Below are 22,593 nucleotides of genomic sequence, written 5' to 3'. Positions count from 1 at the left end.
CGTGATCCTGTCAACGTTAGAGTATCAGCACCCCGCCTTACCTGGCGGGGTGTTGCGTTATGTCAAAGATAGCATCGACCTCGAAGCTGGCTTGGAAGATGGCACCATTGTGATCTTTAAAGCCGGTCAGTTTGAGTTTCAGCTGCCAGATAAAAACACCTCTGGCCAAGAAGCGTTGCGCGTGGCCGCTCCCAATACTGATTTAACGCTTACGAGAGCGATTGAATCGACCAAGATGTACGAGCCGATCACGCCAGTTGTCTGTATCTATCGAGAATACGACGACGCGGATTTAAGCCAGCCCAGGAACAAGGCCATTCGTTTAACGACATCGAGCACTAATATCACCACGATGGCAGTGTCATTGACGGCCAGCTGGAAGGACTTAACCAATCGGCGCTTTTGTCGTCGCATTTACACCACCAAGACTCACCCAGGATTGAAATATCTATGATTGACCATTTTAGAGAACTGCCAGCTGGCCATTATCCGCCAGATGGGTGCGCTTTGTTGGTGCGTGATGCTTGGGCGCAGCTGTTTAACTTGTCGAACTTGCCCTGTCATGCCGATCGGTTTGTCACTGTCGAACAAGCTAATCACCATTTGGGAGAGTATCGGGGCGAATTGATCGAGCCCATTCTAGCCCCAGAGCATGGCTGCATGGTGGTCGCCACCCGTGGTCAGCATTGGCACTGTGGGGTGTATACCGCCGAACAGTCACCAGGTTACGTGATCCACACGTTAGGCTCGACCGTCAAGATCGAGCCTTTAAGCCAGTTCAACCGTCGTTTTAATGCAGTGGAGTTTTATCGTTATGCCGCACATAATCGAGTTCAAACACCCGATAAAGCGGGATGATTATCGTGTTCACACCGTTCCGGTTGGGACCAACTTAGCCGAATGGCTTGCTACTCATAAGCCAGTCTCAACCAACTTACAAGCCACGCTGAATTTTAGCCGGCTTGATGATATGGACGTCACGCTCAATGAGTTTGATGCGATTAGCATTCGGCCAAAGCTCGGGTTTGGTGTGGACTGGGTGATTTGGGCCGCGCTGGCCGTCTCGGCAGCCTCGGCTATTTACTCTTATTCGCAAATGCCAGATACCTCTGGCAATAAAGACACCCAACAAGCCAGTAGTGTGTACAACTACAACGGGCAAGGGAACAAGCCAAAGCTAGGCAACCCTGTGCCTGTTCAGTTTGGCCGAATGCCGCACTATCCTGACATTATCGCACCGAACTGGTGGGTGTATGACAACAACGAACAATACTACTTCCAAACCTTTTCCAAGGGGGTAGGAAAATTTCAAATTCATGAGCACTACATTGGGGAAACGCCGTTAAGCCAATTTGGTGACATCGAGGTGCGGGTATATCAACCAGGACAAGTCGTGGATCATTTCCCGCACATTGTCTGGACCTCGAAGGAAGTCGGCGGCGCAGATGGCCAAGGTGGCTTGACGCTCGATGGCGTGACTTCCGGTTGGGTGGCTGCGGCCACCAGTAATGAAGCGCGTTTTCGGGGCAAGGTGGTCGAGCTATGGTCACAATACAGCATTCACACGGGCAACGGGGATTACAGCTCAATATGGCGTCGTGACAAGTGGCCTTGGGAGGCGGGGCAGCATGTGGTGATCACCTCTACCACACAAGAAAGCTTAGTCTTTGAGGGTAATATTCACTTTCATGACATGGGGGACGATGGTGATGTGATCGACCCAGAAGAACTGCCCGACGAAATTGAAAACCCGTTGGGATGGGGCTCCTTAGCGCATAATGACCGCATTGTGATCACCGGCGCGGGGGTAAATTCGGGTACTTACATCGTGACGGCGTTTCGTCCAGGCAATCGAATCCGAGTCAAGACCGATGGCGGAAGTGAGGTGACGAGCTTTGAGCCCATGTCTAACGTTTATGTGCGCATCTTTGAGGCCGTTGGCAACGACGGCACGTACGTGTGTAAGGACAACAATGGCACCTTGGCGCTCGTTGCTTCAGACACGCTTGAAGAAGTTGTAGGGTGGTCTGGGTTTAGCAGCATTGATAGCCCTACGGCTGATATTTCAGTGTTAGAGCGCGATCGCGAGGCGGAATGGGTGGGGAATTTTCTCTGTGTGCCGAGTGATGCCACCGCGCTCGATGTGGGTTTAGACTTTATCTTTCCTCGTGGCTTGGGGGCGTTGAACAAAAATGGCGATATCAATGCTAGGACGTGTGAATGGCAAGTTCGTGCGCGCCCAGCTGGCACCAATGACGCCTATCAATACCACAAACTGTTGCTAACTAAAGGTGATAATACACCTCAACGCCTCACCGTATGGTTAAGCGAGGAAATGGGATTAGCACCAGGGCGCTGGGAGGTGGGTTGTCGTCGAATCAGTACCGTGACTAACTCGACCAAAGTGTTTGATGAAATCCAATGGATGGGGCTGAAATCCATCATTCAGCATGATTACGTCAACGAAGCCGAAACCATCATCACACTCAAAATCAAAGCGACCAACTCATTATCTCAGCAAGCGAATCAGCAATACTGGAATGATAGCACCCGTATTTTGCCGGTGCGCCAGAGTGATGGTCAGTATGCCGAATTGCCGACACGTTCGATTGCCCATGCGGTCATCGATGCTTGTCGCGATTCTGTCTACGGCGCGGCCTTGACCGATGATGCGATCGACTTATCGACCTTTGAGGCCTACCACGCAAAATGGGAAGAACGGGGCGACCGCTGTGATGGGTTATTTGATCAGCCCACCGCGTTCTGGGCCGCCATTGAAACCTTGTTGTTAGCGGGCCGAAGTTATCCACGCATTGACTTTGGCACCGTCAGCATGTGGCGAGATGAGCCCCGCAGCGTATTGTGTAAACCGTATTCGCCAGTGAACATGGAGCCGGATAGCTTCAGCGCCGATATCAGTCACATCGAAGATGGTGACTTTGATGGTATCGAGTTGGAGTGGTTCAACCCTCAATCGCGAAAATCAGAAACCTATGTGGCCACCGTCAGCAATCAGCCAGGTTACAACCCGAAACAGCTAAAAATGCCATTCATTACTAGCTTGGAACATGCTAAGCGTGAAGCGTTGTTTCATGCTGCGGTGCAAGCTTATCGGCGCACTAACATCAATTTCTCTACCGACATTGACGGCTGGGAATCCAATTACGGTGACATGGTTCCCGTCGCGCACGATGCGTTGGAGTGGGGCGCGTCTGGTCAGGTGATTGAAAAGATGAAGGGGGAAGATGGCAACCACTATCTTCAGTTGTCAGGGCTATTGAAATGGGAGGAAGGGAAGCCCCACTACATTTTATTTAACCTGGACAATAGTGGCGTGCATGGCCCGTACCGCGTCGAACCTACCACCGCCAAAGACATCGTAATTCTGGTTGATGAGCCGAAACACCCTATTTATGAGGTGGGCGAGCAAGGTAAAAAACCGAGCGAGTACATGTTTGGCCAAGCCAACCGAATGTATAAAAAGTGCATTCTGATGCAAGTGCAGCAAAAAGGGGAGTTCTCTGTCGGTTGTGCTGCTGTTGAAGACGATCCGCGTGTAGAAGCTTACGCTTAACCATCAATCAAAAGTAATCACTCATGCCCAGCCATCGCGCTGGGCTTTTTTATGAGGTTAAACCATGACTCAAAACATCGAAGAGCGCACTCAAGTTGCGGTAACAAGGTACGAGGGTGCTGCCAAATCAGTAGATGAAATAGCACATAAGGATACAGATGTAGTTACCCCTGTTGGCTCGCGAAAGTCGTTCCCCAAAATAAGTCGTGAGTGGGATGAAAAATCTACTGAACTGAAAACGCAATGGGAAAACGACAGTGCGACTTTGCGAGAGGATTGGCACAACGAGCGTAACGAACTGAGTATTAAAGCATTAGGTGTAAAACCTTGGGAGAGTGGCGTTACTGAAACAAATATTAATCAACAACGCCGATGGACCGATAACCATACCTACCTTCCGAAGTCAGTACCTGTTGTGATGGATGTAAATGGACCTAACGAAGACTGGATTGCTTTTACCGCAGATAAATCAGGTATTCTTTCAGATATTTATGGAAGAAAACCAATAGATTTAATTGAAGGTCTGGTTATTGTTCCAAATACTAATGAGCAGTATCCAAAACTGTTCGCTTTCGGAAAAGTGTGGGACTTATCTGATGGCTCTGAGCAAATAACGATTAAATCTTTTGTAGAAACTTCGGATGGTCACTTACTCATCACATTGATTGATGACTCTCAAGTTGTTGCCGATTCTGCCATTGGAGCGACAAGGCCATGGGTAGAGAAGCAAGCCAAAATTAAAGCAGAGTCAACCTTAACGCCACGTCCTTTACCTGATCGCTTTGCGCATGAAATTGACGTTAGAGACTTTGGTGCTCACGACCTCGCATTGAACAACCTTGAAGCTTTCCAGAAAGCTTTTGACAAGGCCCGAGAGCTCGACAAGCCTGTCGTTGCAAAAGGGCATTTTGCCTTAAGAAATGGTTTGCTGAAACTCTACACTAGCGCCGACTTTTCAGGAGCTACGTTTTATTTTGATAACGCAGCCATTGAAGCATTAGACAGTCGAGAAGACGGTGAGTACATTCGAGTTCTTACCGAGGTCGACTTTAGTAAAGCATTAATGAAAGAGGGCCGAGGCAGTTTAAGAGGTATTGTGCCCGATGCTATATTAGATGACTATGTAAACTCGTATGTGCGTATTTCATCACAAACCATTCATCAATATCGAATCTTGGGTGGTGTAGCTAGCCCTTACAAACAGAGTTCCGTCAGTATTTTAAGACGATATGGCCAACTTGATTACACCTTAACTCACGACTTTAGTGCAAGCGAAGCTGTAACGATAGAGTTTAGAAAGCTACCCAAAAGCAAACTTGAAATAAAGGCACCAAAAATTGAGCTTATCAACCACACATATCAGGCGATTTGGTATTTAAAGCGGTCATTGAGTCACTTTGTTTCACCATGCTTGATGACAGACAGACGAGATTTTATTGCTTCAGAAGGGTACCGTTCATTATTTAACGTTTCCTTATGTGCCAACGTGGTCATTGATAACATGGACACCGTTGGATTAGGTGACCCTCTCAATATCGAAGATGTAGAGAAGCAAGTGAGTTATGATCTGTCTTACAACCATGTTGTGGGTTTGGAGGTGAATAATCCAAACTGCGGCACAGGTTGGAAGTCGATAGATGGTAACTATTCGCGAGGCTTGAAAGTTAAAGGCGGCACGATCTCAGGGATGCATGGCCATTTTGGTGTCTCCGATGTGACTGTAGACGACGTAACGGTAACGGCCTCAGATTTCTCCTTCGGAACGGGCGCGATAGACTCAACAATCAAACTAACTAATATCAAGTACAACGGCACATATAATAGACTTCTATCGCTGCGCAGTGATTTTGCAGAACTGAAGGGTAAAGTGGTTGTTGATGATGTCAGTATTAATGCGAATAAGGTCGGGGATAAGACTTTCAATATCATTGATCTCTATGAGCAAGCGGTAAGAGACAGCGGAGGAGTCAATCCATTACAGCCAAGAACTCTTTATTTGCCGAGGACGATTGAAGTTCGAAACCTTTCAATTGATCACGATTACGATGTTGAGCTAGTCAATATTCTGGATCATGAATATCAAGTAGACCAACCACTAAAAATGCCTCGTCGAATCAAATTCTCCGATATCGACATTACGGGCGTAAAAGGGATGACAAGATTAAAATTTGACGCGAAACCCTTTGACCGTTCGACGTCCAATCCAATTATTTTAGATCTTAGGGATTTTGTTCAGAGAAGAAAAGAGCAGCCTGTGATCCTAAAAATTGGGCAGTTGGGCGAAAGCATAGGAATGGCTTTTGATTTGAGATTATCAAATATGGAAATTTCTACTCATTTTTATGACGGGAAGTTTGGCCATATTGGTAACAACTACAGAAGTCGAGTTGTTGCAACGCATTCTCGGATTTACCGTGGCTGGGATATGTTCGATGGGACTTTAGGAAGTGGTAAGTTGATGCACTTAGAGTGGAATTCGTGTACCTATAATCCGATAGACCTGGTAGGGCATGGAGCTTTTAGTCTTGGCTATGGTGTGGCAGACGCCAAAATCATGTCTTGTACATTTAACGGTTCCGAGTACTTGGCTTCAGAAGGGACGCTGCCAGAAATGCAGCAACTAGTTAGTCAGCAAAGCAATAATACATTCATCGATTATGATGTTCCTCAGTCTATAAAAGATGGGAATAAGTTTGGTCATGTTCGGTCTGATGGAAAAATGTATTTGCTAGGAGCTTGCGTGGGTCATAAAGGCAACTTTACTCGCGATGCGAGTGGTATGCTTTCACCAACGTGGGATGTTAACCGAGAAATCATGATGCTAGGCAAGCACTGGATTTGGTTTGATGACAGTGGAGCTATGCGGGTCCACTCAAACTATCCGGCAGATTTCAACATGGACGGACAAAAAGTCGCTTTTGCTTAAGGGAAACTTCACATGAAAACAATTTTTTCTTTGATTTTTCGCGTCCTGTTGGCGCTGAACATGTTTGTGCTGCACTTGCTTACTGGTCAGTCTGATCTCACGATTAGCGGCTGGAGCTACATCCGTGTGCGACAAGGTAAGCGATCGCCCATCAAGCTGATTGATTGGCTTTTCTTGAAGCTATTCAGGCAGGAGGACCATTGCCGAAAGGCGTTTGAATGGGAGTTGTCCCAGGCACGAAAACTTTACCTCGATAACCATCGCTATATATAACCATCTAGGCCACCGCCTCGCGCGGTGGCTCCTTCCTTTTCCTATCATTACCCTTCATACCAAGTCACATCATTATCATCATTTCTGTTAATTCCTTGCCAAGTAAGTGTTTTTTCGGTCTAATTACTGTGTATTTATACAGTGTTAAGGGGCCGTAGAATGCCAAATGACCAAAACAGCTTAATTACCGGTGATCTTTCTTGTACCATTAGAAACTTAGATGAATTTTTGCGCTTCTTATGTGCAGCGGGAGAAGATTCTGAAGTGTGCGAACCTGGTATGTCACATGGGCTCAGACTGGCTTATGGGGCAAGCCATTGGATAAAAAACCACCTTCAAGAGTGTAGTTGTGACTCAGCTCTCGCTGATCAATCAAAAGAAAAGCGATCATAGCTAATGCAAAAGGCTGCATCGTGTGGTAGATTTACTGTCGTTACCACGGTATGTGGTTGCAAGTTCGAGACGCAGAACGAAAAACAAACAATTTGGATTTGGCAAGATTCAGATGGTGAAAAGCCCGGCGCTAACCGGGCTTCTCGATAATTCGAGGCGCAACTAAAAAAAGCACACAAGAATTGATTGGCATTGATTAGTGTACTTGTTGCGGTTCCCCACTGCAAGCCTTGCCGCTTAGAAAATGGGCTATTAATGGAACCAACAAGAACACACAACCGTGTTAGAGGATTTCACTCGACACGTTGTAAAAACCCAAACCCTTCTTATGCAGTGCCAGAGAACCACAGAAAGCGCTTAGCGTTTGTTCGTGATTTGGTCACCGCATCACAATCTCGTGACGTCACTCGCAGCGATGAAGCCATGCTTGCCCGTTGTCAGGGAGAACGTCAAAAGCATTTCTATAAAGATCGAGCTAACGCGATCAACGCCCTCCATTCTGTATTCAGTGAGCACGTTAACTTAGTGACGTTTCAGATCGAGATATCACTCAGGAACGCATCGGATGCAGCTGGCCTCAGTACCACATCAGAGGCCGAGCTAAAGCGCGCTAAAGAAGATCCTACTCATACGCCAGTGGTTTCTATTTCTCGCGCTAGTCGAGCATTTAAAGACATGGTTGCGATGGGTTGGATTGTGGCCAAGGATGAATGGCAAGTCTGGGATAAAGAGGCCGGATGTTGGATCGATAAGTATTACGAAGCCACGCCGCTCTTTTTTAATGCCTGTGGCGTCACCACTGAGCGTCTTATGCGTCAACAATCAACACGGTTGGGTTATCTCAAAGACCAGGCTTTGCGTTCTGGGAAGACGCCAGCTGAAGTTGGCCGCATGTCGATTACTCAGATTAAAGCCGAACGCCAACTTCAATGGCGTAAACGTGCCTTTGAGCGTCGTGGTAAAGAACACGCCAGAAAGAAAGCTGTACGTGCATTACATGGTAAAGACCGCGCAGAGCAACGCAAAGTGGCTCAACGTCGTGTGTTAGATGCGCTTACGCCTTTTGAAGCCAAGACCATCGATCAGCAAACCTTTAAAGAAATGGTAAACAAAGAGATCGCAATGCTGCGTAAGTTTGCCGATATATCGCCCCCTATACACTGATCCCGCTTTTCTCTCTCCTTACTTAACCAGACCCTAGTCTGGGTTTTGTCGTGCCTGTAGGCTTATTCTAGGGCGATTTCTCGCCATTTATCTCTGTGTTTTGTCCATGCCTTGCGCACCGTGTTGATGTGATCACCGGTTCTCATTACTTACCCACAATAAAGTGCAAAGCTGATTCGTTTAATGTGCATGAGGGTTGTTTTAATGTGCAAAATTAAACTGCCTTTTTATCTATACCGATATCTACTTACTACGCCCCAACAAGTTGGGGATATAATGTCTGGCCATTTCCTAGCTGAAGCTAGGGGCCAGTATGGGCGCACGTTGAACATTTCTTTTGTCATCCGACAGGAACCTATCGAGAAACACGCAAGCTCTGTGGAACACCCCCAAAACGCTCCAACCACATGGTGAGCAATCAGTCCCCCTAGGTCTAGCAGGGCGAAGGGCAAGATTTGAGCCAGTTATTGGTATGGATGATTTTATTTAGGACGGTATTTATTGGACGTTCGTAAGGCTTTGCATGTCGTCGCACGCTCCTCCATAACCCCAATGTGATCATGTGAATTGACAATTGATGCATATCAATGTGAGATCAGAGAATCACTCAACAGGAACTTGATCATGAACTTAAATCCAAAATCACGTTTAGTCTCTTTTTTACTTACTTTGTTCTTTGGTCCATTGGGGTTGTTTTATTCCTCAGTAGCAGGGGCCTTGGTGTTGGTCATTGTCGCTGTTGTTACCGCGGGTTCTATCATAGGCCCAGTGGTGTGCTGGATTCTGGCTATTGCGATTGGCGATCACTGTACGCACAGGCATAACCAGAACATAGAGAACATCAAAGACTTGGTAGCAAAGAAAGGGTGACGGCGTCACCCTTTTTTATCCCCAGAATCTGGGCATAATTCTGGGGATGTCTTGCTGTAGCCCGGTTCCTATCTAAGCCCATCGTCATTTCCCGCCTGATCTTTTCCACATTTCTCCCATTTTGTTCTGATTAATCTTTACCCAACAATGAAACAGGTTTATTATTATCTTATTCACTCGTGAGGTGATTAAGGGATGACTAAGACAAGATTTTCAAAAAACCAAAATGACGCCCTTTTTATCCTGGCGCTTTTGGAAACAAAACAATTTAACGGTGCAGTGCCAGTGGCCAAGATGCGCACCATGATTTCACAGCCCCGTGAGGGTGAGCTCGATGCATCGAACTTTAGAAAGAGCCTCCACGCCTTGGAGGGTAAAGGCTGCATCGAACTGCTAAGAGCTAAAGATTTAAGTTTGGCCGCAAAATTAACACGCGTTGGTCGTCACCAGGCGGCGAAGGTTTACCGAGAACGGACGGGAAAAGAGTTGGACGTGCCACCGGTGGATGATGAACAAATGACAATTTTTGATAATGAGTAAGAATGGGGAACCGCAATGAAAAAACCAAACATGCCATATACAGACCTCATTGATTCTGAGTATTCAGATACGGATTGTGATTCATTTGGTGAATCATATGTATGTAACGATTGTGGTAATCATGATATTGGCCTCAATGCCAACCAAGAGGCATTCTGTGGTAGCTGTGCCAGTTTGAATGTAGTCATAGAGTAAAAAGGGTAATGAATAGTATGCAGTCAAAAGATAAAGAGCTTATTGAGAAGTTGGAAGAAGCTGAAAAGACTATCAAAGCGATAAAACATGGTCTTGAGAGAAAAGTTAGAGACCAAACTCAGCTTGAGGTTATCAATATGGATGCGAAAGCGCTTGTTGATGTTAGCCAAGAAATTGAAATGATCACTCAGTATCTAGAGTAAGAGAGAAAATAAATGGCAGGAAGTTATGCAGATTTTGACGTTGCTCAGATGCTCAATGCATTACAACGTTTTGCTATCGATGTCCGTTTAACGTCTGACGGTAACGCAGAAGATTGGACTTTGTACGTGTACTGTGAGGAATTTGGCGAGTTTCATGAATCAGGTTCTCTTTTCCGTATTGTAATGAAGGCATTTGAGCCTTATCTAGAAAAAGCTAAACATGAGAGACAAGAGCTTAGGGATAAGCTGGGCTGCTTACTTGCCACAAAGCAAGAGTGAGATATACAAAACCTGATCTTTTGGCGGTTTCGACTCAAATCGGCCGCCAAATCATTCCGATAAAATCCCCGCCCAAAATCCCGTCAAACTGAAACAAATTTACAACATCAAAAATCGCCTCTCGATCTTGGGTTATCTGTCATTTTTGACAGCTTAACGCGCTCAGTACGTCAAAGCTGACTTAATACTGCCTAAACTTCGCTATTTACCATAATGGGCATAATCGCCACCAAAATCATGGCCATAAGGTTCAATTATGCAATGAGCGTCATTTCATGCGATGCGTGTCTGATTTACTATTGCAATATGCAGGGCGTGACGCGTCACAATAAAAAGGAATAAAAAATGAGATATGGCTACGTTGTCCATGACAATGACATGGGTATGCAGGATCAGGCGCTTGAGCGAGTTGGTTGTGACCAGGTGCACTATGGTGATTTGTCTAATGTGCTTTCTAAGTTGGTTGCTGATGATGTTTTGGTGGTTTGGCGCGCGGATAAATTAGCAAATACGTTTGAGGGTTTGGAGCAAGTGTTTGACGAGGTTCATCAAGCTGGGGCGACGGTTGAATTGGTTTATGAGCAAATTCGCTCTAGCCGTGATTATAAGGTTCAGTTAAGCCAACTGATCGATATTATGAAGCAGTTATAACGCTCTGGTTTCATTCCATTGTCTTGTCGCGGTATATCATCATGATAAACGTGACAAGGATGGTTCTTACCTCTGGCGGCAGCGTTCTGGCTGCTGCTGCTACATCCCACGGCGTTGCGGGGTCCACTTCGAGCATATCTAGCGATACATCCAGATCGGTGATCCTTAGATTTTGAATCAAGCTGCGGTAGTGGGACATCTTTAAATCGGTTTCGCCCCATTCTATCCGCTGGTACGTCTTTAGTGATACGCCTGCCATTTTGGCAAACTCGGCTTGTGATAACCCAGCTGCCTCCCTTCGATTCTTTAGTGCTTGTATTAATGGAGTATAAGACATAGATCACACCTCATAGGTCAGTTTGAGTGGTTTATCAGTAAGTGTAGGACGGTTTTGACCTAGTGTGTTTACACAACGCGTTATGTAAGGGCATATTCCACCTGTCACATTAATGCACGGCATAGCTGTGGCGCTAATTACAGTTGGTAAGGTTATATCTAGAATGGATGTGAGAGGCGGTCTAATGCCACAACAAAAAATAAATAATCTGTGTGATGAAATTGAATGTGTATTGCGCTTAATGGCTAGGGCGAACCGTTCGGAAGATGATGCTTCGATGGAGATCGAGGCGGGCATAACGTTAATATTGCCCTTAGTTAACGAACTGAAAGGAGAGCTTAAAGCGGTTTAAAACAAAGCCCCGTCATTCAACGGGGCTTTTTATTCAGAACAGGGCATCTTGATGAGGTTGTAATGCCTTTGACCGTGGCTTGCAATCGTGCGTCTCGATGTCGGGTTCCTGTTCGTAGGATGGGCATGGTTGCTCATTCCAAAAAACATGACACCTTTTTTGATTGCACATACCATAGCGCTGTTTCTTAGCTTCGCAATCGAATCCCCAGTGGTCTTTAGTTGGGGCCAGCTCATCCTCTTTATATCCTACCTGCTTATAGTGCTGGCAACTAAAGCACGTTCTAGGTAGCGACCAACTCATAGTGCTGCACCAAGTTGGTAGAACTCCCATACTCGATCTTGAAGCCATTTCGGCTTGCCTGACAAGTATTCCTCTAGAACGGACATGTCTAGGGTGTGCAGATCGATTAGACGCATTTTAGATATTGCGGTATATTGCGCTTGTGACATAACTGGATTCCTTATGTTTGGTTGGTCACGTTAGCCGGTGAAGAGGTCAGATGCTCACCGGCTAATTCATTTCTGGCGTTATAGCGCGCCGTCTCGCTCTAATTTCTCTCTAAGTGCTTCAATGATGTAGTCGGTAAAGTTAAGGCTGGTTTTACCTTCCTGCTTCATCTTTTCGTGCTTCTCAAAGTAACTCATCGGCACGGCTTTAAGGTGCTTTGCTTTTGTTGTTGCAACCTTAGCTTCTTCGTTTTTGTTTTCGGTTAGTGCGGCTTTTTTGCCGACCTGGCTTAGTGCGTCCCAGTCTTTACTCATGTGTATCTACTCTATATCTGATAAATATTTACTGTGTATCCTTTGGATATACAGTAAATATATAAAGGGTATTTAGTTTAGTGAAGCTTTGTTTTGAATTTCTTCGGCTAAACGCTTCATTTCGCGTGCTGCGTCACTGTATTTTGTGGCTTTGTGTTCAACCACACCAAGGCCGTTGGCCACCGCTAGCGGGTATTGCTTTCTGGTTGGAATAATGGTGTCCAGTCTCGACATGTGGCACGCGTTCTTTAGGAAATCTTCTACGTCATTAAACTTACGGCGGTTAGGGTGAACGCGATTGAAAAGAACGTGGGCGGTGATGTGGCTGTCCATTTCTTTGCTGATCTCTGCCAGCACTTCGTCAAATCGACGTAGGCCGATCAGCTCGGTGGTGTCATCGTTCGCCGGCACGATGACCAGGTCGGCAGCTGCAACGGCCAAACGGTTTACGTCCGAGTCAAAACCACCACAGTCAATCAGTACGGTTTTGCCATCGTCCGATTGCTTGAGTAGTTCAATTAGGCTGGCACGGCTATCACACGTATGAATTGGCAACTGGTCGTCACCACGTAGCTTGTTGATGATGACTAAGCTTTGGTGTGTGTCCTGGTCGACGATAACGTCTGGTTTAAGGATGGCTGCTAGGTTGAGAGTTACAGTCGTTTTGCCAACGCCACCTTTGTTATGAGCAATTGCTATGATCATGATGAAATCCCTGTTGGAGTATTTGTTATATATTTAACGTATATCTTTGGGATATTCAAGGGATATTTAAAGTGTATTTTTTGTGTGTCTTTGAAATGAGAGGGAGGTACAAAAAAGCCGCTAGGCTTTAGCGGCTTGAAAGTAGTTAGGCTGTTAATAAGGCTCGACGTCTTGAGGTTGCATTGAGCCCTCTTTGCATTCCTGACAATTAGTTCCGATTTTGGAAACGGTGAACCAGTTGCCGCATTTAGGGTTGTCACATTGGCAGTAGTACCCATAATCTTCAGCCCAGAAGCACTCAACTATTCCAACTTCAACAAGTTCGATTACTCCACCTAGTTTACATCGACCACAAGTGACAACATCACCTTCATTTAAAAAGTCAGGATTTGCGCTATTTGACTCGACATTGTGCGGCCCTTCGTAATTACAGCGGGGACAAGAATTAAGCCAGTTTACTTTTAGTGATTCCATTTTGATTCCTTAACTTTTCCATTAATTTATAAGCCTCCGCGTGTGGTCCTTCGTCGTCTCCCTCCCATGGGAATTCACCGGAAAAACCTAAAATTGGTCTAACGATGTTCATGTAACCTTTAAAGGTAAGACCGTCTAAAAATTCACTTTCGTGGTTTGACTCCATGACCTGGGCTTTAAACTCACCTGCTTCGGTATCGATATTTATTTCTGCTTCTTTCAATGCCAAATAGATGGAAAGCATATGTACTAATGCGGTAGCAAATCGTTCGAAACCACCAATAATTCGAAATCCTGACTTGACGTGTGTTACCTCAAAGGCCCCGAAATTGGTCATTGTGACTGCAAGCCCGTTTACGCCATCAACGAAATAAACCGGAACTGATAGCGGCCCCGTTTCTGTTGGAATTTCTAGATGTTTCATAGTCCTGATAACTCCGCTACTTTTAGCCATGTTTTGCCACGAGGGGTGACTCGATTTAGCTTTGCTCTTAATTTGTCAGCCTTGCCAGAGCATGACTTTAGGCTTGCTCCTTTTTTACGTAACTCGTTTTGTTTCTTAACGTTCAGCCCGCGGTTTTTTCTTCGCCCTATGTCCTCGTGATGAAAAGGCATACGCATATCCATTTTTTGCTTGGTCCATGCTTCAAATAGCTGGTTAAGATTGTTTAGTGCCATGTCGTGGTCCTTACTCATTAATGCCTAAAAAGTAACTAACAGCTGATTTTCTACTCTCCAGCATCTTGAGCTGGGTGAGGGCTTTCCTTAATGCGTCTATCTCATCCTCGTATTTCAATTGCTTGTTTAGGTTAGCTAGGGAGTGGGCATTTTCGACACGACGCTGTTGGCGCTTGAGTTCGTCCAGTTTCTTTTGGGCGTCCTTTCGCTTTTGTCCTTTGTGGTACTCCACACATCCTTCTTGATAGCCAATGTCAAACGACAACTTATCGAGATAATCGGTATCGAGCGCTTGTTTTGTCAGTGTCTCGATGGTGGTTATTTTTTTCTGTCGATCTTGAATGGCTTTTTCAGTGGCAGCGATAGCCACTGAGTAAGCGTTGAATTGAGCCATGCTAGTCTTGCTCCTTAATTGGATGACCCGCGCATGAGCCATCTGTTTTTTTGTTGTCACAGCTTGAATCCAACACAAAACAGGTTTCACCATCATCGATCATGGCGTTAAGCTCTTTTCTTGCTGCTTCGACGCCATCAGGATGGGTTACATGCTCCAACAGTTCTTTGTCGGTCAGTTCTAATAGCCAGTGAACGCCATAATGTACGTGAATGACTCTTGCTGCCATGATCATTTCCCCTCAAAGTCGCCGTTGTAGTTCACTGGGATCATGTCGTCTTCGTGCACGATGCCGTCTTGAATCGCGTTGACCTTGTAAAGCCAGTTGGCTGCAAAGCTTCGGACGTCTTCACTTGGCTTGAGTCCACCACGTGGCGCAGCGCATAGATTGACTTCGCCAGTCTCTGGGTTGTAGTTCATCAATCCACCGCGGCCAGATCGGTGTAGGTAAAGTAGTGAGCGACCTTCGAAACGGTTGCCGTTCTCGTCTTCCATCGTGGTCTTTTGTGGCCAGATGATGAGGTGGTGTGGTCCTTTGTGGTAAAGGCCGCTGCCTGTGTCATGCGCCAGCTGTTTTTGTAGTTCTGCAATTTTGGCAATAGATTTTTGCGTGTTGGCTCGCTCTTGGGTCAGTTCGTGACGGTATTGTTTGTTGTCCGTCTCTAGCTTGGTGATGCGCTTGTCTTTCTCTTTGCCTTTCTCTTTTATGCGCGCAATTTGATCACGTAGCTTTTTCGGGTTGTCGCCGCCTTTAAGGCTGGTCAGCTCTTGTTGGGTGGCTTTTAGTTGGTCACGAAGTCGGTCGCGTTCGGTTTTTACTGCCATGGCGTTGTTTGCAATGCCTTCGGCCTCTTGAGCCATTTTGCGACAAAATGCGTTCTCTTCCTCAAGCGCTTTGATTTCTTCGATTTGGGCATGGGCTTGGCGTTTATAGCCGTCGCGCTCTTGGGTTAGGCGCTCATTCTCGGCCATCATGGCGTCCCAGTCGGCGTTTTGCTGATTGTAGGAGTGAAGAAAGGCGATCAATAGATCGTCGCCGCTGAATTGTTCCAAGTCTTGAACTGGTGCGTTTGCGTTCATGAGTGTTCCTTATGCTGCTAGTAAGGCAAGTTGTTGCTGGCCGATTTGCATCAGCACATCTTTGCGAATGGTTTTGTGGGCACAATGGCCGGAGTGGAATGGGTCGAACACAATCAAGCACATGGGCTTGTTGAGCTCGTGGGGCATTTCTAAGCCCGTCTTGGCATCGATAAAGCGAATGCCGCCACTTACCCATTTTTTGTATTCTTGGCCTTTCTTCTTGCCCGACTTGTAAACTCGTGTTTCGTGGTAGCCAACAATGTCACGGATTTCACTGGCGCTATCGTGTGGCCACCATTCGGTTCGGTTGTCGTGTGGCACCAATAAGGTGGTCAATACGCCTTTCTTTTGTTGCTCTTTGGCAAGCTCCACCCACGGCAAAATGTCGGAGAACGGCGGGTTTATCCAAACCGCAGGGCGACGATTAAAGGAAAACTCTTTGCTCCAATCTTGCTTTAGCCCGTCAATTTCTGGTGTGTAGTATCGAGCGCAGAGTGCTGATTCAGGCAGCGCCGCCGCATCGAGGTCATAGTTAAACTCAGCGTTAAAGGCATGAAATAACCAAGGCGGAGTTTGGGTAAAGTCGCGAAACTCTGGATCAGTTTGGCTTTGGTGGTTGGATGGTGTCGCCATGATTAAATCTCCTTGTTTCTTCCAGCCTGACGAACGCGGGCTATGGTGGTTGGGTTTCGGGTGTTTCTCATTGGGGTGCGAACTCGGGTCATGTCAGGGTCAAGGGCATGGAAACTGGTCACCATGACCAGTACCAGGCAAAGTGCTCGACTCGCTAAAACGCCAAGCTGCCAAGCTCGGCTGATCATGTGTGGCGTGGTGTTGGCATTGAGACGGGCGCGGACATCGAGCTCGATGGTTTTGAGTTCGGCTGGCGTCAGTTCAAGCACTTGGCGGATGTCAAACTCATCTAAGCCATTCGCATAACCTTCCAACACGGCCAGTTGTTCTTCATCCAAACCAAATTTGGGGTTTACGATAACGTCACTCATCACGGCTTTAGTCCTCAATCGTTACGTCATTCACGATGAGTGCAATGCGGCCCATGCGCTCTCTGGCGTCTTCGAGGTTGTACATAATGGCTTCGGCATATTGTTGGATTTGGTCTATCTTCTCAGGACTCATCTGGCCGTGGCTTAAATCGGTAATTTGACGAGCCAGCGCTTCGACCGCCAGTAGACTGGCCGCTTCACGGTTAACTTGTTTCACCACTCGCTTTTGAAGCTTCGGCAATTGATTCATGCTTATGACTTGGGTATCTGGTAGCGAATCCATGATTTTTCCTTTTGTGGTACTATTACTATGCTTTTCGTGGTTAATGTCACAAAACGTGGTATTTACAGGCGAAAAAAAACACGACGAATCCCGCCGCGCTCCTTCTTACGCTGCATCCCAGTGCCAGTGTCCCACGTATCTACCGACGATATCCAAATTAGCCAACTGATTATCGTCAAAATGTTGATCGGGAAAGTGTTCTTTATCTGCGGTGTACAGGGTAAAGCCTCCCGTGATCTCGGGACGTATCCAACGCAGCCATATTAGCCCGCTGTTATCGCGAATAGCAAAAATGCCTTTTCCAGACACAGCCTGTTCTCGACGGTCAACCAAGGCAGCATCGCCCTCATGCAAATCGGGAGCGAGGCTGTTGTCTCTTACGTTCACAAGCAGAATGTCACGTTCTGGCAAGTTAAGCTCGCGTAATCGGTCGATGTTGAACGCCAAAAAATCATTACTAACGGCTTGATTAGCGGGGTTTTCCCCGTTGGCCACAATGTAACGCCAGCTGTCTGAGCTTTCGCCCTGGTGGTCAGAAAAGCCGGCAATGTAAGCGGCGCTGCTGCCAATGGCGGTGGCGATATTCGGGATCATATCGAGCTTAGGCGTTCGGGCTGCACATTCCCAGTTTAGCCAGCGACTGGTGCCAACGCGTGCGCGTTTGCTGGCTTCTTCCACCGTAAGCCCCATGGCTTTGCGCCCCGCTTTGATGCGGTTGGCGATCAGTTCTTTATATCTGTCATCCATAGGTTGGCCCGTTCTCAGGTCACAAAATTGGGGTTAATGGTCACTATATTACCACATAATGCAGAGTTTGCCACAAATCGATCTTTATGCTTACCACGTTTTGTGATATTAATTACCACAAAACGCAGAGAGGTGAGCAAAACGTGATATTTAGTGAGTGGATAAAGTCGGAGTTCGGCAGCCGCGGCATGGCGAAGGCCGCCAAGTTTTTGGGCGTGCCTTATAAAACCGTGGTCAGCTGGGCTTCCCTTCACCGGTTCCCCCGTTTGCGTGAACAAGAACTGATCACCCTAAAGAGTAAAGGGGTGGTGAATATTGACCATTGGCGACGCGCTTACCTGGATAACCAAGCCGTCGAAACTGAGTAGGAGAACAAGCCATGATCATGGTGTTAATGGGTGGCAATACGAACGACCGAGACGCGGTGATCCGCGATTTGATGCAGCTTTACAAGGGGCGTATTCAGTGCGTCAACGTGGCACACCTCTCATGCCCGTTGCAACGCGTGGAACGCCTCAAAATGGAAGTAAACCCAAAACGTGCGTTCCGTGTGATCACGCTAGTGAACAACCCAACCAGTGTGGAAGAAGTCAACGAACTGCGTCGCGTTGGGGCGCACTTTGCTCACATGTATGGCCCGTTAACCCCTGTTTATGACCACATCTCAATGGCCAGTGATGACGTTCAAGTTGCGCCAATCCCCCATCGTCACTCGTTGCCAGCTCACGTATTAACCCCAGAGGAAACGGTCAGCGAGTTCATGTTGCGTGGCCGTCCGAAGGTGGCGTGATGAGCCACAATCTAGCCGCCCCTGGCAATGAGGCAGTGGCCTTTGAAGCAGAGTGCCAGAAACGGGCCAGTTTTTGGTTGTGGCAATGGCGCAGGGGCAAGATCGGGCGGTTAGAGATTGACCGCAAACTGACCAGTTTACCCGAGCCAGATCAGGCCGAAACCCGACGCTGGCTCAACCATTACCGAGCGACGAGCAGTAAATAAAGGAAACACCATGACGATAAACCGCCACTACTTTGATCAGCTGATGGAGAGCTGGGCGCGCTGGGTTCACCAGGGCGAAGGTGGGGCGGCATACAGCTCAATCATGGAGAAGCTGATCGCCCAGAAAGGCGAAATGCATTTTGGCAGCGGTGGGGGCAAAGGTGGCCCTGTGGTCGATTGCATTGAGGCTCGTATCGAGGCGGCATTAATGCAACTGGCGGTAAAGAGTCGCAAAAGCGTTGAAGTGGTTCGCGTGCATTACGGGGCTGTGCGCCTGACTGGATTACCGTCTCACGCCCTCCGCCGAGACAAAGCCGCCAAGATGGGCATTAGCCTCAAAACCTACGAAACCCATTTAACCAAAGCACGCGCCCATGTGAAGGCGCAATTGAGAGACAATTATGGCGACGGTTCAACGAAAAATCTCCGATAAAGAAATCGAACGTTGTTTGGCAGACACCACGATCACCGAAATCAACGCCATTGGCGTGCCGTTCGTGGTGCGCATTCATGCCAACCGTGAAACCGCCAGTTGGTATCTGGTCAGCTACAAAGACGGCAAAACCAAACGCACGAAGTTGGCGAACTGGCCAGATTTAAGAACAAAGCAGGTGTTGGCACAAAAAGACGAGTTGATTGGCAAGTTGGCTCTTGGTGATGCCCCTACGCTCAATGAATGGCAGTCGGTAGGGGATTTGCTGACTTGGTATCGTGATCGCACCGTCACCAATACGACGTTAAATAAGAAGACCCGTTACGATACTAAGAGCATCATCGACAAACACCTGCTTCCTATGTTGGGCAGCGAAAACATCGCCGCCCTGACCCCGGCACTGTTGGAAACGGAACTGATCTGGCCGTTGCAATCGTGTTATGCCCTCGGCACCGTGAAGCAATACTTCAGTAAGTTAAAACGTGCCTTTAAAGTCGCAACCCGTCAAAAGCGTTTGGCGTTCAATCCCATTTCCGAGGTGATCTTTAAGGACTTCTTTGACGTCAAAATCAAAGGCAAACCGAGTGCCTTACTACCCAAAGATCTGCCAATGGTGGTGCCGTTATTGTCGATTCAAACTGCCCTTGAACGCTTACCAGGATTAATGCTGTTACATGGCACTCGAATTGGGGAAACCCGTCAGCTGCGATGGGAATTCATCGATTGGTATAACGCCACGTTGACCATTCCTGAAGCGTTAACCAAAGGCAGTGCGCCCGAACTGGTCATTCCGTTGACCGACTACGCCTTAACCTGGCTCAAAGAGCATCATCGCCTATTAGGTTTAACCGGCTATCGTGGGCCGTACCTATTTCCGAGCACCAGTAAACGAGGTCCGCTCGATGAGGGCCAAGCCACCGAGATCATTCAAAAGGTCAGCCAAAAGCGCTGGCAATCGCACGATTTACGCAAGTTAGCTCGAACCATGTGGATTCAATTAGACGTCGATTACTGGGTGTGTGAACGCCTGTTGAACCACGTAATGGCCAAGCTCGATGAGTCTTACATTCACACCACGGCGGAAGCCCAGAAACGGGCGGCGTTAGAGCGTTGGCATGCTGAGTTGGTGACGCAAACCCAACGCAATCACACCGACACAATTCCGACATGGGACGAAATGAACGAACCCGCCGACGCCTTGCAGTAACAGGCACAAGCGATTGATTGGCAACTCTTACACAAAGGAAGATATTTTTATGACTACTGACAACAAAGAAACCTTTAACCCAACCCTGAACCCTAGTGATGTTTCAGTACAGGATATGTTTGGTCAGATACTGCAAAAACGCATTCAGGAAGGGGCACTGGAAAAGGCGATCACCGAGAAAGTGGATCGCATGATTGATGATGTTGTTAGCGATGCATTCAGAAGTTATGGCGACATTGCTAAGTCAATGAAAGAAGCCATTACCGCTTCCATTACCCCAAACCTAAATGAGCTTGGCCAGTTTCCTAGCTATCACCATTTTGTCATGCAAAGCCTTAATGCAGCAGTTACCCGTTTCCATGATGAAAAGCTGCAAGCTGTCATTGATCAGGAAATGCAGGAGCTATTTAGCGAGCTGCCGGAAGAATTGACGCTGTCATGGGTTATTGAACAAATCAAAGAGCAGATTAAAAGCGATGATGATGAAGAACGCGATGGCCATGATTTAACACTCATTATTGATGGTGATGGCTCATTTACTCACCTCTATATCAGCAAGGAACCCGATCAGAACAAGTGGGAATGTGAATATCAGATTGATACGCGTAACGGCGAAATCTACAGCGTCAAGGTGGATGGTAAAGAGTCGTCGAAATCGGTTTGTGTTGGTCCGCTGTACCGCTTTGAAAAGGCAATTTTTAACGCCTATGTAATGCGCGCGAATCTGACCTTAGATAAGGGGCGTTGTAGCAGCGATTACGACACTTACGTGGAATCAAACTGGGATTACTAATTCATGTTTGGCGGCCTAGCCGCCATTTTCTGAAGGAATTTGAATATGAACGATAAACAAGAAATCACCACAGCTTGTGACCTTGCCGAAACTGCCGATGTTGGCGTGGTGTTCAACTATGACCCGGATCTGGAAAAGCCAGAGTTGCCGATCAGCAAGTTCAAAATTTGCCAATTAAAAATGTGTGCGGCCATTGCTGCCGAACTGTCCCGCCAGTGCCCTGGCATTACCACAGAGCAAAGCCAAATGAGCGCCATTATCGAAGCGGCCAACCTGATTTGTAATGCTGTGAACAATCAAACTAAAGAGCAAGGTGAGTCATGATTTATACACCAGACAACACCTCAAGAGTTGGAAATCCTGTTTCCGTGTTTGATGGCAATGGCAATGAAATTAAGCATGTAATCATGGCCGATACATGGACAGAGGAAGTTACCACTATTGAGGTTAATACCATCGGCGAGCCTCTACTTGAGAATGACAAGCTAAAGACCATAACAATGCGCTATCCAGGCATGACGGTGTCGAGAATCCTGGCCAAAGGAGCTGAACAAGATGAGTGAATTATCAGCCGCCGCCAAACGTAAGCGCCGCCAACGGAAAAGAGAGAAAGAAGCCGACATTCATGAGGTGAGGGTAAAGCTCACAGCTACGGAGCATGATCGTTTATTGGAAATATGCCGCGTTCGTGCAGGTTGTGGGAAGCCTTATGATTCGAGTGAGTTGGTTGCGTTACTGATTGACCGTGATTGGAAGAAGTTACAAGAGCAGCTGGCCGAACTGGGTGAACAACGTTGTGCTAAGTGTAAGGAGTCACTGCCGAAAGGGTGTGATGGTCTTTTTAAAGGGGATTCCGCTTGTTTTCATACTTCCCCAAACTGGAAGGAGTTGAGGCTATGAGGTTAAGTCATCGAAAGAAAGTGGCAAGTAAGCATGGGAACTACTGGCCATCGAGAACCAAACAAGCCAGAGAACGCCGGGAAGCGCGTGAAAGATTGGCCGTGAATATGGTGCAAGCGTCGGCTACTGTTTCTGCCTTTGCTGTTGCCGCTCAACAGTTCGCTCAAGCAATAGCGTCTGCGACACAATCAGTAATTGAAGGTGCAAAGGAGATTAAGACCTGGTTAATAAATCGTGACTCGTCACAAAGAAAGGTTAATTCACCACGTGACAGTCACACCGGAAAAATTTTAATTAAAGAACCACAAAACGACAGTTTTTAATATTTTTACCACAAAATGACTTGAAAGCGGTCAGGGTTTTGAGTATGTTTATATG

35 protein-coding genes are annotated in these 22,593 nt (G+C 47.1%); 22 read left to right on the top strand and 13 right to left on the bottom strand.

Annotated elements, in window-relative coordinates; translation table 11 throughout:
• Position 1: 1 nt before the first annotated feature.
• The 11 genes from R7P35_RS22330 to R7P35_RS22280 all read left to right on the top strand — a co-directional run bounded on the left by R7P35_RS22330 (position 2) and on the right by R7P35_RS22280 (position 11,068).
• Complete coding sequence (locus R7P35_RS22330) at positions 2–454, top strand: DUF1833 family protein (RefSeq protein ID WP_318092634.1); 453 nt, start codon at positions 2–4, stop codon at positions 452–454.
• Entirely contained in the window at positions 403–858 is a 456-nt protein-coding gene (locus R7P35_RS22325) for a hypothetical protein (RefSeq protein WP_254903824.1), read from the top strand. The genes R7P35_RS22330 and R7P35_RS22325 overlap by 52 nt, the downstream gene beginning before the upstream one ends.
• On the top strand, positions 815–3,574 hold the full coding sequence (locus tag R7P35_RS22320; RefSeq protein WP_318092632.1) for a host specificity factor TipJ family phage tail protein: 2,760 nt from the start codon (positions 815–817) through the stop codon (positions 3,572–3,574). Before R7P35_RS22325 ends, R7P35_RS22320 begins: the two co-directional genes overlap by 44 nt.
• A gap of 64 nt (positions 3,575–3,638) precedes the next feature.
• Positions 3,639–6,500 (top strand): hypothetical protein, encoded by a 2,862-nt coding sequence (locus R7P35_RS22315; RefSeq protein WP_318092630.1) that lies wholly within the window; start codon positions 3,639–3,641, stop codon positions 6,498–6,500.
• Positions 6,501–6,512: 12 nt separating this feature from the next.
• Positions 6,513–6,773: a hypothetical protein gene (locus R7P35_RS22310; protein ID WP_318092629.1), complete on the top strand. Its 261-nt coding sequence runs from the start codon at positions 6,513–6,515 to the stop codon at positions 6,771–6,773.
• A gap of 648 nt (positions 6,774–7,421) precedes the next feature.
• Positions 7,422–8,330, top strand: coding sequence for a plasmid replication initiator RepA (gene repA, locus R7P35_RS22305; protein WP_217844263.1), 909 nt, complete (start codon positions 7,422–7,424; stop codon positions 8,328–8,330).
• Positions 8,331–8,954: 624 nt separating this feature from the next.
• Entirely contained in the window at positions 8,955–9,200 is a 246-nt protein-coding gene (locus tag R7P35_RS22300; protein ID WP_170903628.1) for a hypothetical protein, read from the top strand.
• Positions 9,201–9,395: 195 nt separating this feature from the next.
• Positions 9,396–9,740: a hypothetical protein gene (locus R7P35_RS22295; RefSeq protein WP_318092627.1), complete on the top strand. Its 345-nt coding sequence runs from the start codon at positions 9,396–9,398 to the stop codon at positions 9,738–9,740.
• A gap of 212 nt (positions 9,741–9,952) precedes the next feature.
• A complete protein-coding gene (locus tag R7P35_RS22290) occupies positions 9,953–10,138 on the top strand; it encodes a hypothetical protein (protein ID WP_318092625.1) in 186 nt (61 codons plus the stop codon).
• Positions 10,139–10,150: 12 nt separating this feature from the next.
• Positions 10,151–10,417 (top strand): hypothetical protein, encoded by a 267-nt coding sequence (locus R7P35_RS22285; protein ID WP_170903624.1) that lies wholly within the window; start codon positions 10,151–10,153, stop codon positions 10,415–10,417.
• Positions 10,418–10,762: 345 nt separating this feature from the next.
• A complete protein-coding gene (locus R7P35_RS22280) occupies positions 10,763–11,068 on the top strand; it encodes a hypothetical protein (RefSeq protein ID WP_170903623.1) in 306 nt (101 codons plus the stop codon).
• A 10-nt stretch (positions 11,069–11,078) separates the two neighbouring features.
• Here R7P35_RS22280 and R7P35_RS22275 read toward each other — a convergent pair whose 3' ends face one another.
• On the bottom strand, positions 11,079–11,405 hold the full coding sequence (locus tag R7P35_RS22275) for a helix-turn-helix domain-containing protein (RefSeq protein ID WP_170903622.1): 327 nt from the start codon (positions 11,403–11,405) through the stop codon (positions 11,079–11,081).
• 184 nt (positions 11,406–11,589) lie between these two features.
• Here R7P35_RS22275 and R7P35_RS22270 point away from each other — a divergent pair, with 184 nt between their 5' ends.
• Positions 11,590–11,757 carry a hypothetical protein gene (locus R7P35_RS22270; protein WP_170903621.1) on the top strand — a complete coding sequence of 56 codons (168 nt, stop codon included), beginning with the start codon at positions 11,590–11,592 and terminating at the stop codon, positions 11,755–11,757.
• A gap of 299 nt (positions 11,758–12,056) precedes the next feature.
• Here R7P35_RS22270 and R7P35_RS22265 read toward each other — a convergent pair whose 3' ends face one another.
• The 12 genes from R7P35_RS22265 to R7P35_RS22210 all read right to left on the bottom strand — a co-directional run bounded on the left by R7P35_RS22265 (position 12,057) and on the right by R7P35_RS22210 (position 17,886).
• Positions 12,057–12,209 carry a hypothetical protein gene (locus R7P35_RS22265; protein WP_164977542.1) on the bottom strand — a complete coding sequence of 51 codons (153 nt, stop codon included), beginning with the start codon at positions 12,207–12,209 and terminating at the stop codon, positions 12,057–12,059.
• Positions 12,210–12,287: 78 nt separating this feature from the next.
• Positions 12,288–12,521: a hypothetical protein gene (locus R7P35_RS22260; protein WP_191116381.1), complete on the bottom strand. Its 234-nt coding sequence runs from the start codon at positions 12,519–12,521 to the stop codon at positions 12,288–12,290.
• Between the two features lie 72 nt (positions 12,522–12,593).
• A complete protein-coding gene (locus R7P35_RS22255; protein ID WP_318092621.1) occupies positions 12,594–13,226 on the bottom strand; it encodes a ParA family protein in 633 nt (210 codons plus the stop codon).
• Between the two features lie 445 nt (positions 13,227–13,671).
• Entirely contained in the window at positions 13,672–14,124 is a 453-nt protein-coding gene (locus R7P35_RS22250) for a hypothetical protein (RefSeq protein WP_318092620.1), read from the bottom strand.
• On the bottom strand, positions 14,121–14,378 hold the full coding sequence (locus tag R7P35_RS22245) for a hypothetical protein (protein WP_318092618.1): 258 nt from the start codon (positions 14,376–14,378) through the stop codon (positions 14,121–14,123). The genes R7P35_RS22250 and R7P35_RS22245 overlap by 4 nt, the downstream gene beginning before the upstream one ends.
• Positions 14,379–14,388: 10 nt before the next feature.
• Entirely contained in the window at positions 14,389–14,772 is a 384-nt protein-coding gene (locus tag R7P35_RS22240) for a hypothetical protein (protein ID WP_318092616.1), read from the bottom strand.
• A gap of 1 nt (position 14,773) precedes the next feature.
• Positions 14,774–15,001, bottom strand: a complete 228-nt coding sequence (locus R7P35_RS22235; protein WP_318092614.1) for a hypothetical protein — start codon at positions 14,999–15,001, stop codon at positions 14,774–14,776.
• Positions 15,002–15,003: 2 nt separating this feature from the next.
• Complete coding sequence (locus R7P35_RS22230) at positions 15,004–15,852, bottom strand: hypothetical protein (RefSeq protein ID WP_318092612.1); 849 nt, start codon at positions 15,850–15,852, stop codon at positions 15,004–15,006.
• Positions 15,853–15,861: 9 nt separating this feature from the next.
• Positions 15,862–16,485, bottom strand: coding sequence for a DNA N-6-adenine-methyltransferase (locus R7P35_RS22225; RefSeq protein WP_217844252.1), 624 nt, complete (start codon positions 16,483–16,485; stop codon positions 15,862–15,864).
• A gap of 2 nt (positions 16,486–16,487) precedes the next feature.
• The gene (locus R7P35_RS22220) at positions 16,488–16,856 is read right to left on the bottom strand and encodes a hypothetical protein (protein ID WP_318092609.1); all 369 of its coding nucleotides are present in this window, start codon (positions 16,854–16,856) and stop codon (positions 16,488–16,490) included.
• A gap of 7 nt (positions 16,857–16,863) precedes the next feature.
• On the bottom strand, positions 16,864–17,139 hold the full coding sequence (locus R7P35_RS22215) for a hypothetical protein (RefSeq protein ID WP_318092607.1): 276 nt from the start codon (positions 17,137–17,139) through the stop codon (positions 16,864–16,866).
• 105 nt (positions 17,140–17,244) lie between these two features.
• The gene (locus R7P35_RS22210) at positions 17,245–17,886 is read right to left on the bottom strand and encodes a LexA family transcriptional regulator (protein ID WP_318092605.1); all 642 of its coding nucleotides are present in this window, start codon (positions 17,884–17,886) and stop codon (positions 17,245–17,247) included.
• A gap of 86 nt (positions 17,887–17,972) precedes the next feature.
• On the opposite strand from R7P35_RS22210, the gene R7P35_RS22205 reads away from it, so the two are divergent.
• The 10 genes from R7P35_RS22205 to R7P35_RS22160 are packed head-to-tail and all read left to right on the top strand — an operon-like array spanning position 17,973 to position 22,538.
• Positions 17,973–18,254: a hypothetical protein gene (locus R7P35_RS22205; RefSeq protein ID WP_170903611.1), complete on the top strand. Its 282-nt coding sequence runs from the start codon at positions 17,973–17,975 to the stop codon at positions 18,252–18,254.
• Positions 18,255–18,265: 11 nt separating this feature from the next.
• Positions 18,266–18,676, top strand: a complete 411-nt coding sequence (locus R7P35_RS22200; protein ID WP_170903610.1) for a hypothetical protein — start codon at positions 18,266–18,268, stop codon at positions 18,674–18,676.
• On the top strand, positions 18,676–18,882 hold the full coding sequence (locus R7P35_RS22195) for a hypothetical protein (RefSeq protein ID WP_217847388.1): 207 nt from the start codon (positions 18,676–18,678) through the stop codon (positions 18,880–18,882). The genes R7P35_RS22200 and R7P35_RS22195 overlap by 1 nt, the downstream gene beginning before the upstream one ends.
• A gap of 10 nt (positions 18,883–18,892) precedes the next feature.
• On the top strand, positions 18,893–19,315 hold the full coding sequence (locus R7P35_RS22190) for a hypothetical protein (RefSeq protein ID WP_170903609.1): 423 nt from the start codon (positions 18,893–18,895) through the stop codon (positions 19,313–19,315).
• A complete protein-coding gene (locus R7P35_RS22185; RefSeq protein ID WP_217844250.1) occupies positions 19,284–20,522 on the top strand; it encodes a tyrosine-type recombinase/integrase in 1,239 nt (412 codons plus the stop codon). The genes R7P35_RS22190 and R7P35_RS22185 overlap by 32 nt, the downstream gene beginning before the upstream one ends.
• A 49-nt stretch (positions 20,523–20,571) precedes the next feature.
• Complete coding sequence (locus R7P35_RS22180; protein WP_318092599.1) at positions 20,572–21,315, top strand: hypothetical protein; 744 nt, start codon at positions 20,572–20,574, stop codon at positions 21,313–21,315.
• Positions 21,316–21,360: 45 nt separating this feature from the next.
• On the top strand, positions 21,361–21,639 hold the full coding sequence (locus R7P35_RS22175; RefSeq protein WP_318092597.1) for a hypothetical protein: 279 nt from the start codon (positions 21,361–21,363) through the stop codon (positions 21,637–21,639).
• Positions 21,636–21,878 (top strand): hypothetical protein, encoded by a 243-nt coding sequence (locus R7P35_RS22170; protein WP_318092595.1) that lies wholly within the window; start codon positions 21,636–21,638, stop codon positions 21,876–21,878. Before R7P35_RS22175 ends, R7P35_RS22170 begins: the two co-directional genes overlap by 4 nt.
• Entirely contained in the window at positions 21,871–22,215 is a 345-nt protein-coding gene (locus tag R7P35_RS22165) for a hypothetical protein (RefSeq protein WP_170903604.1), read from the top strand. Before R7P35_RS22170 ends, R7P35_RS22165 begins: the two co-directional genes overlap by 8 nt.
• Complete coding sequence (locus tag R7P35_RS22160; protein ID WP_318092592.1) at positions 22,212–22,538, top strand: hypothetical protein; 327 nt, start codon at positions 22,212–22,214, stop codon at positions 22,536–22,538. The genes R7P35_RS22165 and R7P35_RS22160 overlap by 4 nt, the downstream gene beginning before the upstream one ends.
• Positions 22,539–22,593 lie beyond the last annotated feature (55 nt).

It is taken from the genome of Vibrio sp. Vb0304 (assembly GCF_033338995.1).
Taxonomy (GTDB): Bacteria; Pseudomonadota; Gammaproteobacteria; order Enterobacterales; family Vibrionaceae; genus Vibrio; species Vibrio alginolyticus.
Note: the sequence above shows the minus strand (reverse complement) of the source record. Positions and strands in the feature narration are given on the sequence as shown.

Excerpts from the sequence above, each read along its gene's own strand:
- R7P35_RS22320 (WP_318092632.1), top strand. The coding sequence starts at position 815 with ATGCCGCACATAATCGAGTTCAAACACCCGATAAAGCGGGATGATTAT.
- R7P35_RS22315 (WP_318092630.1), top strand. The coding sequence starts at position 3,639 with ATGACTCAAAACATCGAAGAGCGCACTCAAGTTGCGGTAACAAGGTAC.
- R7P35_RS22310 (WP_318092629.1), top strand. The coding sequence starts at position 6,513 with ATGAAAACAATTTTTTCTTTGATTTTTCGCGTCCTGTTGGCGCTGAAC.
- repA (WP_217844263.1), top strand. The coding sequence starts at position 7,422 with ATGGAACCAACAAGAACACACAACCGTGTTAGAGGATTTCACTCGACA.
- R7P35_RS22300 (WP_170903628.1), top strand. The coding sequence starts at position 8,955 with ATGAACTTAAATCCAAAATCACGTTTAGTCTCTTTTTTACTTACTTTG.
- R7P35_RS22295 (WP_318092627.1), top strand. The coding sequence starts at position 9,396 with ATGACTAAGACAAGATTTTCAAAAAACCAAAATGACGCCCTTTTTATC.
- R7P35_RS22290 (WP_318092625.1), top strand. The coding sequence starts at position 9,953 with ATGCAGTCAAAAGATAAAGAGCTTATTGAGAAGTTGGAAGAAGCTGAA.
- R7P35_RS22285 (WP_170903624.1), top strand. The coding sequence starts at position 10,151 with ATGGCAGGAAGTTATGCAGATTTTGACGTTGCTCAGATGCTCAATGCA.
- R7P35_RS22280 (WP_170903623.1), top strand. The coding sequence starts at position 10,763 with ATGAGATATGGCTACGTTGTCCATGACAATGACATGGGTATGCAGGAT.
- R7P35_RS22275 (WP_170903622.1), bottom strand. The coding sequence starts at position 11,405 with ATGTCTTATACTCCATTAATACAAGCACTAAAGAATCGAAGGGAGGCA.
- R7P35_RS22270 (WP_170903621.1), top strand. The coding sequence starts at position 11,590 with ATGCCACAACAAAAAATAAATAATCTGTGTGATGAAATTGAATGTGTA.
- R7P35_RS22265 (WP_164977542.1), bottom strand. The coding sequence starts at position 12,209 with ATGTCACAAGCGCAATATACCGCAATATCTAAAATGCGTCTAATCGAT.
- R7P35_RS22260 (WP_191116381.1), bottom strand. The coding sequence starts at position 12,521 with ATGAGTAAAGACTGGGACGCACTAAGCCAGGTCGGCAAAAAAGCCGCA.
- R7P35_RS22255 (WP_318092621.1), bottom strand. The coding sequence starts at position 13,226 with ATGATCATAGCAATTGCTCATAACAAAGGTGGCGTTGGCAAAACGACT.
- R7P35_RS22250 (WP_318092620.1), bottom strand. The coding sequence starts at position 14,124 with ATGAAACATCTAGAAATTCCAACAGAAACGGGGCCGCTATCAGTTCCG.
- R7P35_RS22245 (WP_318092618.1), bottom strand. The coding sequence starts at position 14,378 with ATGGCACTAAACAATCTTAACCAGCTATTTGAAGCATGGACCAAGCAA.
- R7P35_RS22240 (WP_318092616.1), bottom strand. The coding sequence starts at position 14,772 with ATGGCTCAATTCAACGCTTACTCAGTGGCTATCGCTGCCACTGAAAAA.
- R7P35_RS22235 (WP_318092614.1), bottom strand. The coding sequence starts at position 15,001 with ATGGCAGCAAGAGTCATTCACGTACATTATGGCGTTCACTGGCTATTA.
- R7P35_RS22230 (WP_318092612.1), bottom strand. The coding sequence starts at position 15,852 with ATGAACGCAAACGCACCAGTTCAAGACTTGGAACAATTCAGCGGCGAC.
- R7P35_RS22225 (WP_217844252.1), bottom strand. The coding sequence starts at position 16,485 with ATGGCGACACCATCCAACCACCAAAGCCAAACTGATCCAGAGTTTCGC.
- R7P35_RS22220 (WP_318092609.1), bottom strand. The coding sequence starts at position 16,856 with ATGAGTGACGTTATCGTAAACCCCAAATTTGGTTTGGATGAAGAACAA.
- R7P35_RS22215 (WP_318092607.1), bottom strand. The coding sequence starts at position 17,139 with ATGGATTCGCTACCAGATACCCAAGTCATAAGCATGAATCAATTGCCG.
- R7P35_RS22210 (WP_318092605.1), bottom strand. The coding sequence starts at position 17,886 with ATGGATGACAGATATAAAGAACTGATCGCCAACCGCATCAAAGCGGGG.
- R7P35_RS22205 (WP_170903611.1), top strand. The coding sequence starts at position 17,973 with ATGCTTACCACGTTTTGTGATATTAATTACCACAAAACGCAGAGAGGT.
- R7P35_RS22200 (WP_170903610.1), top strand. The coding sequence starts at position 18,266 with ATGATCATGGTGTTAATGGGTGGCAATACGAACGACCGAGACGCGGTG.
- R7P35_RS22195 (WP_217847388.1), top strand. The coding sequence starts at position 18,676 with ATGAGCCACAATCTAGCCGCCCCTGGCAATGAGGCAGTGGCCTTTGAA.
- R7P35_RS22190 (WP_170903609.1), top strand. The coding sequence starts at position 18,893 with ATGACGATAAACCGCCACTACTTTGATCAGCTGATGGAGAGCTGGGCG.
- R7P35_RS22185 (WP_217844250.1), top strand. The coding sequence starts at position 19,284 with ATGGCGACGGTTCAACGAAAAATCTCCGATAAAGAAATCGAACGTTGT.
- R7P35_RS22180 (WP_318092599.1), top strand. The coding sequence starts at position 20,572 with ATGACTACTGACAACAAAGAAACCTTTAACCCAACCCTGAACCCTAGT.
- R7P35_RS22175 (WP_318092597.1), top strand. The coding sequence starts at position 21,361 with ATGAACGATAAACAAGAAATCACCACAGCTTGTGACCTTGCCGAAACT.
- R7P35_RS22170 (WP_318092595.1), top strand. The coding sequence starts at position 21,636 with ATGATTTATACACCAGACAACACCTCAAGAGTTGGAAATCCTGTTTCC.
- R7P35_RS22165 (WP_170903604.1), top strand. The coding sequence starts at position 21,871 with ATGAGTGAATTATCAGCCGCCGCCAAACGTAAGCGCCGCCAACGGAAA.
- R7P35_RS22160 (WP_318092592.1), top strand. The coding sequence starts at position 22,212 with ATGAGGTTAAGTCATCGAAAGAAAGTGGCAAGTAAGCATGGGAACTAC.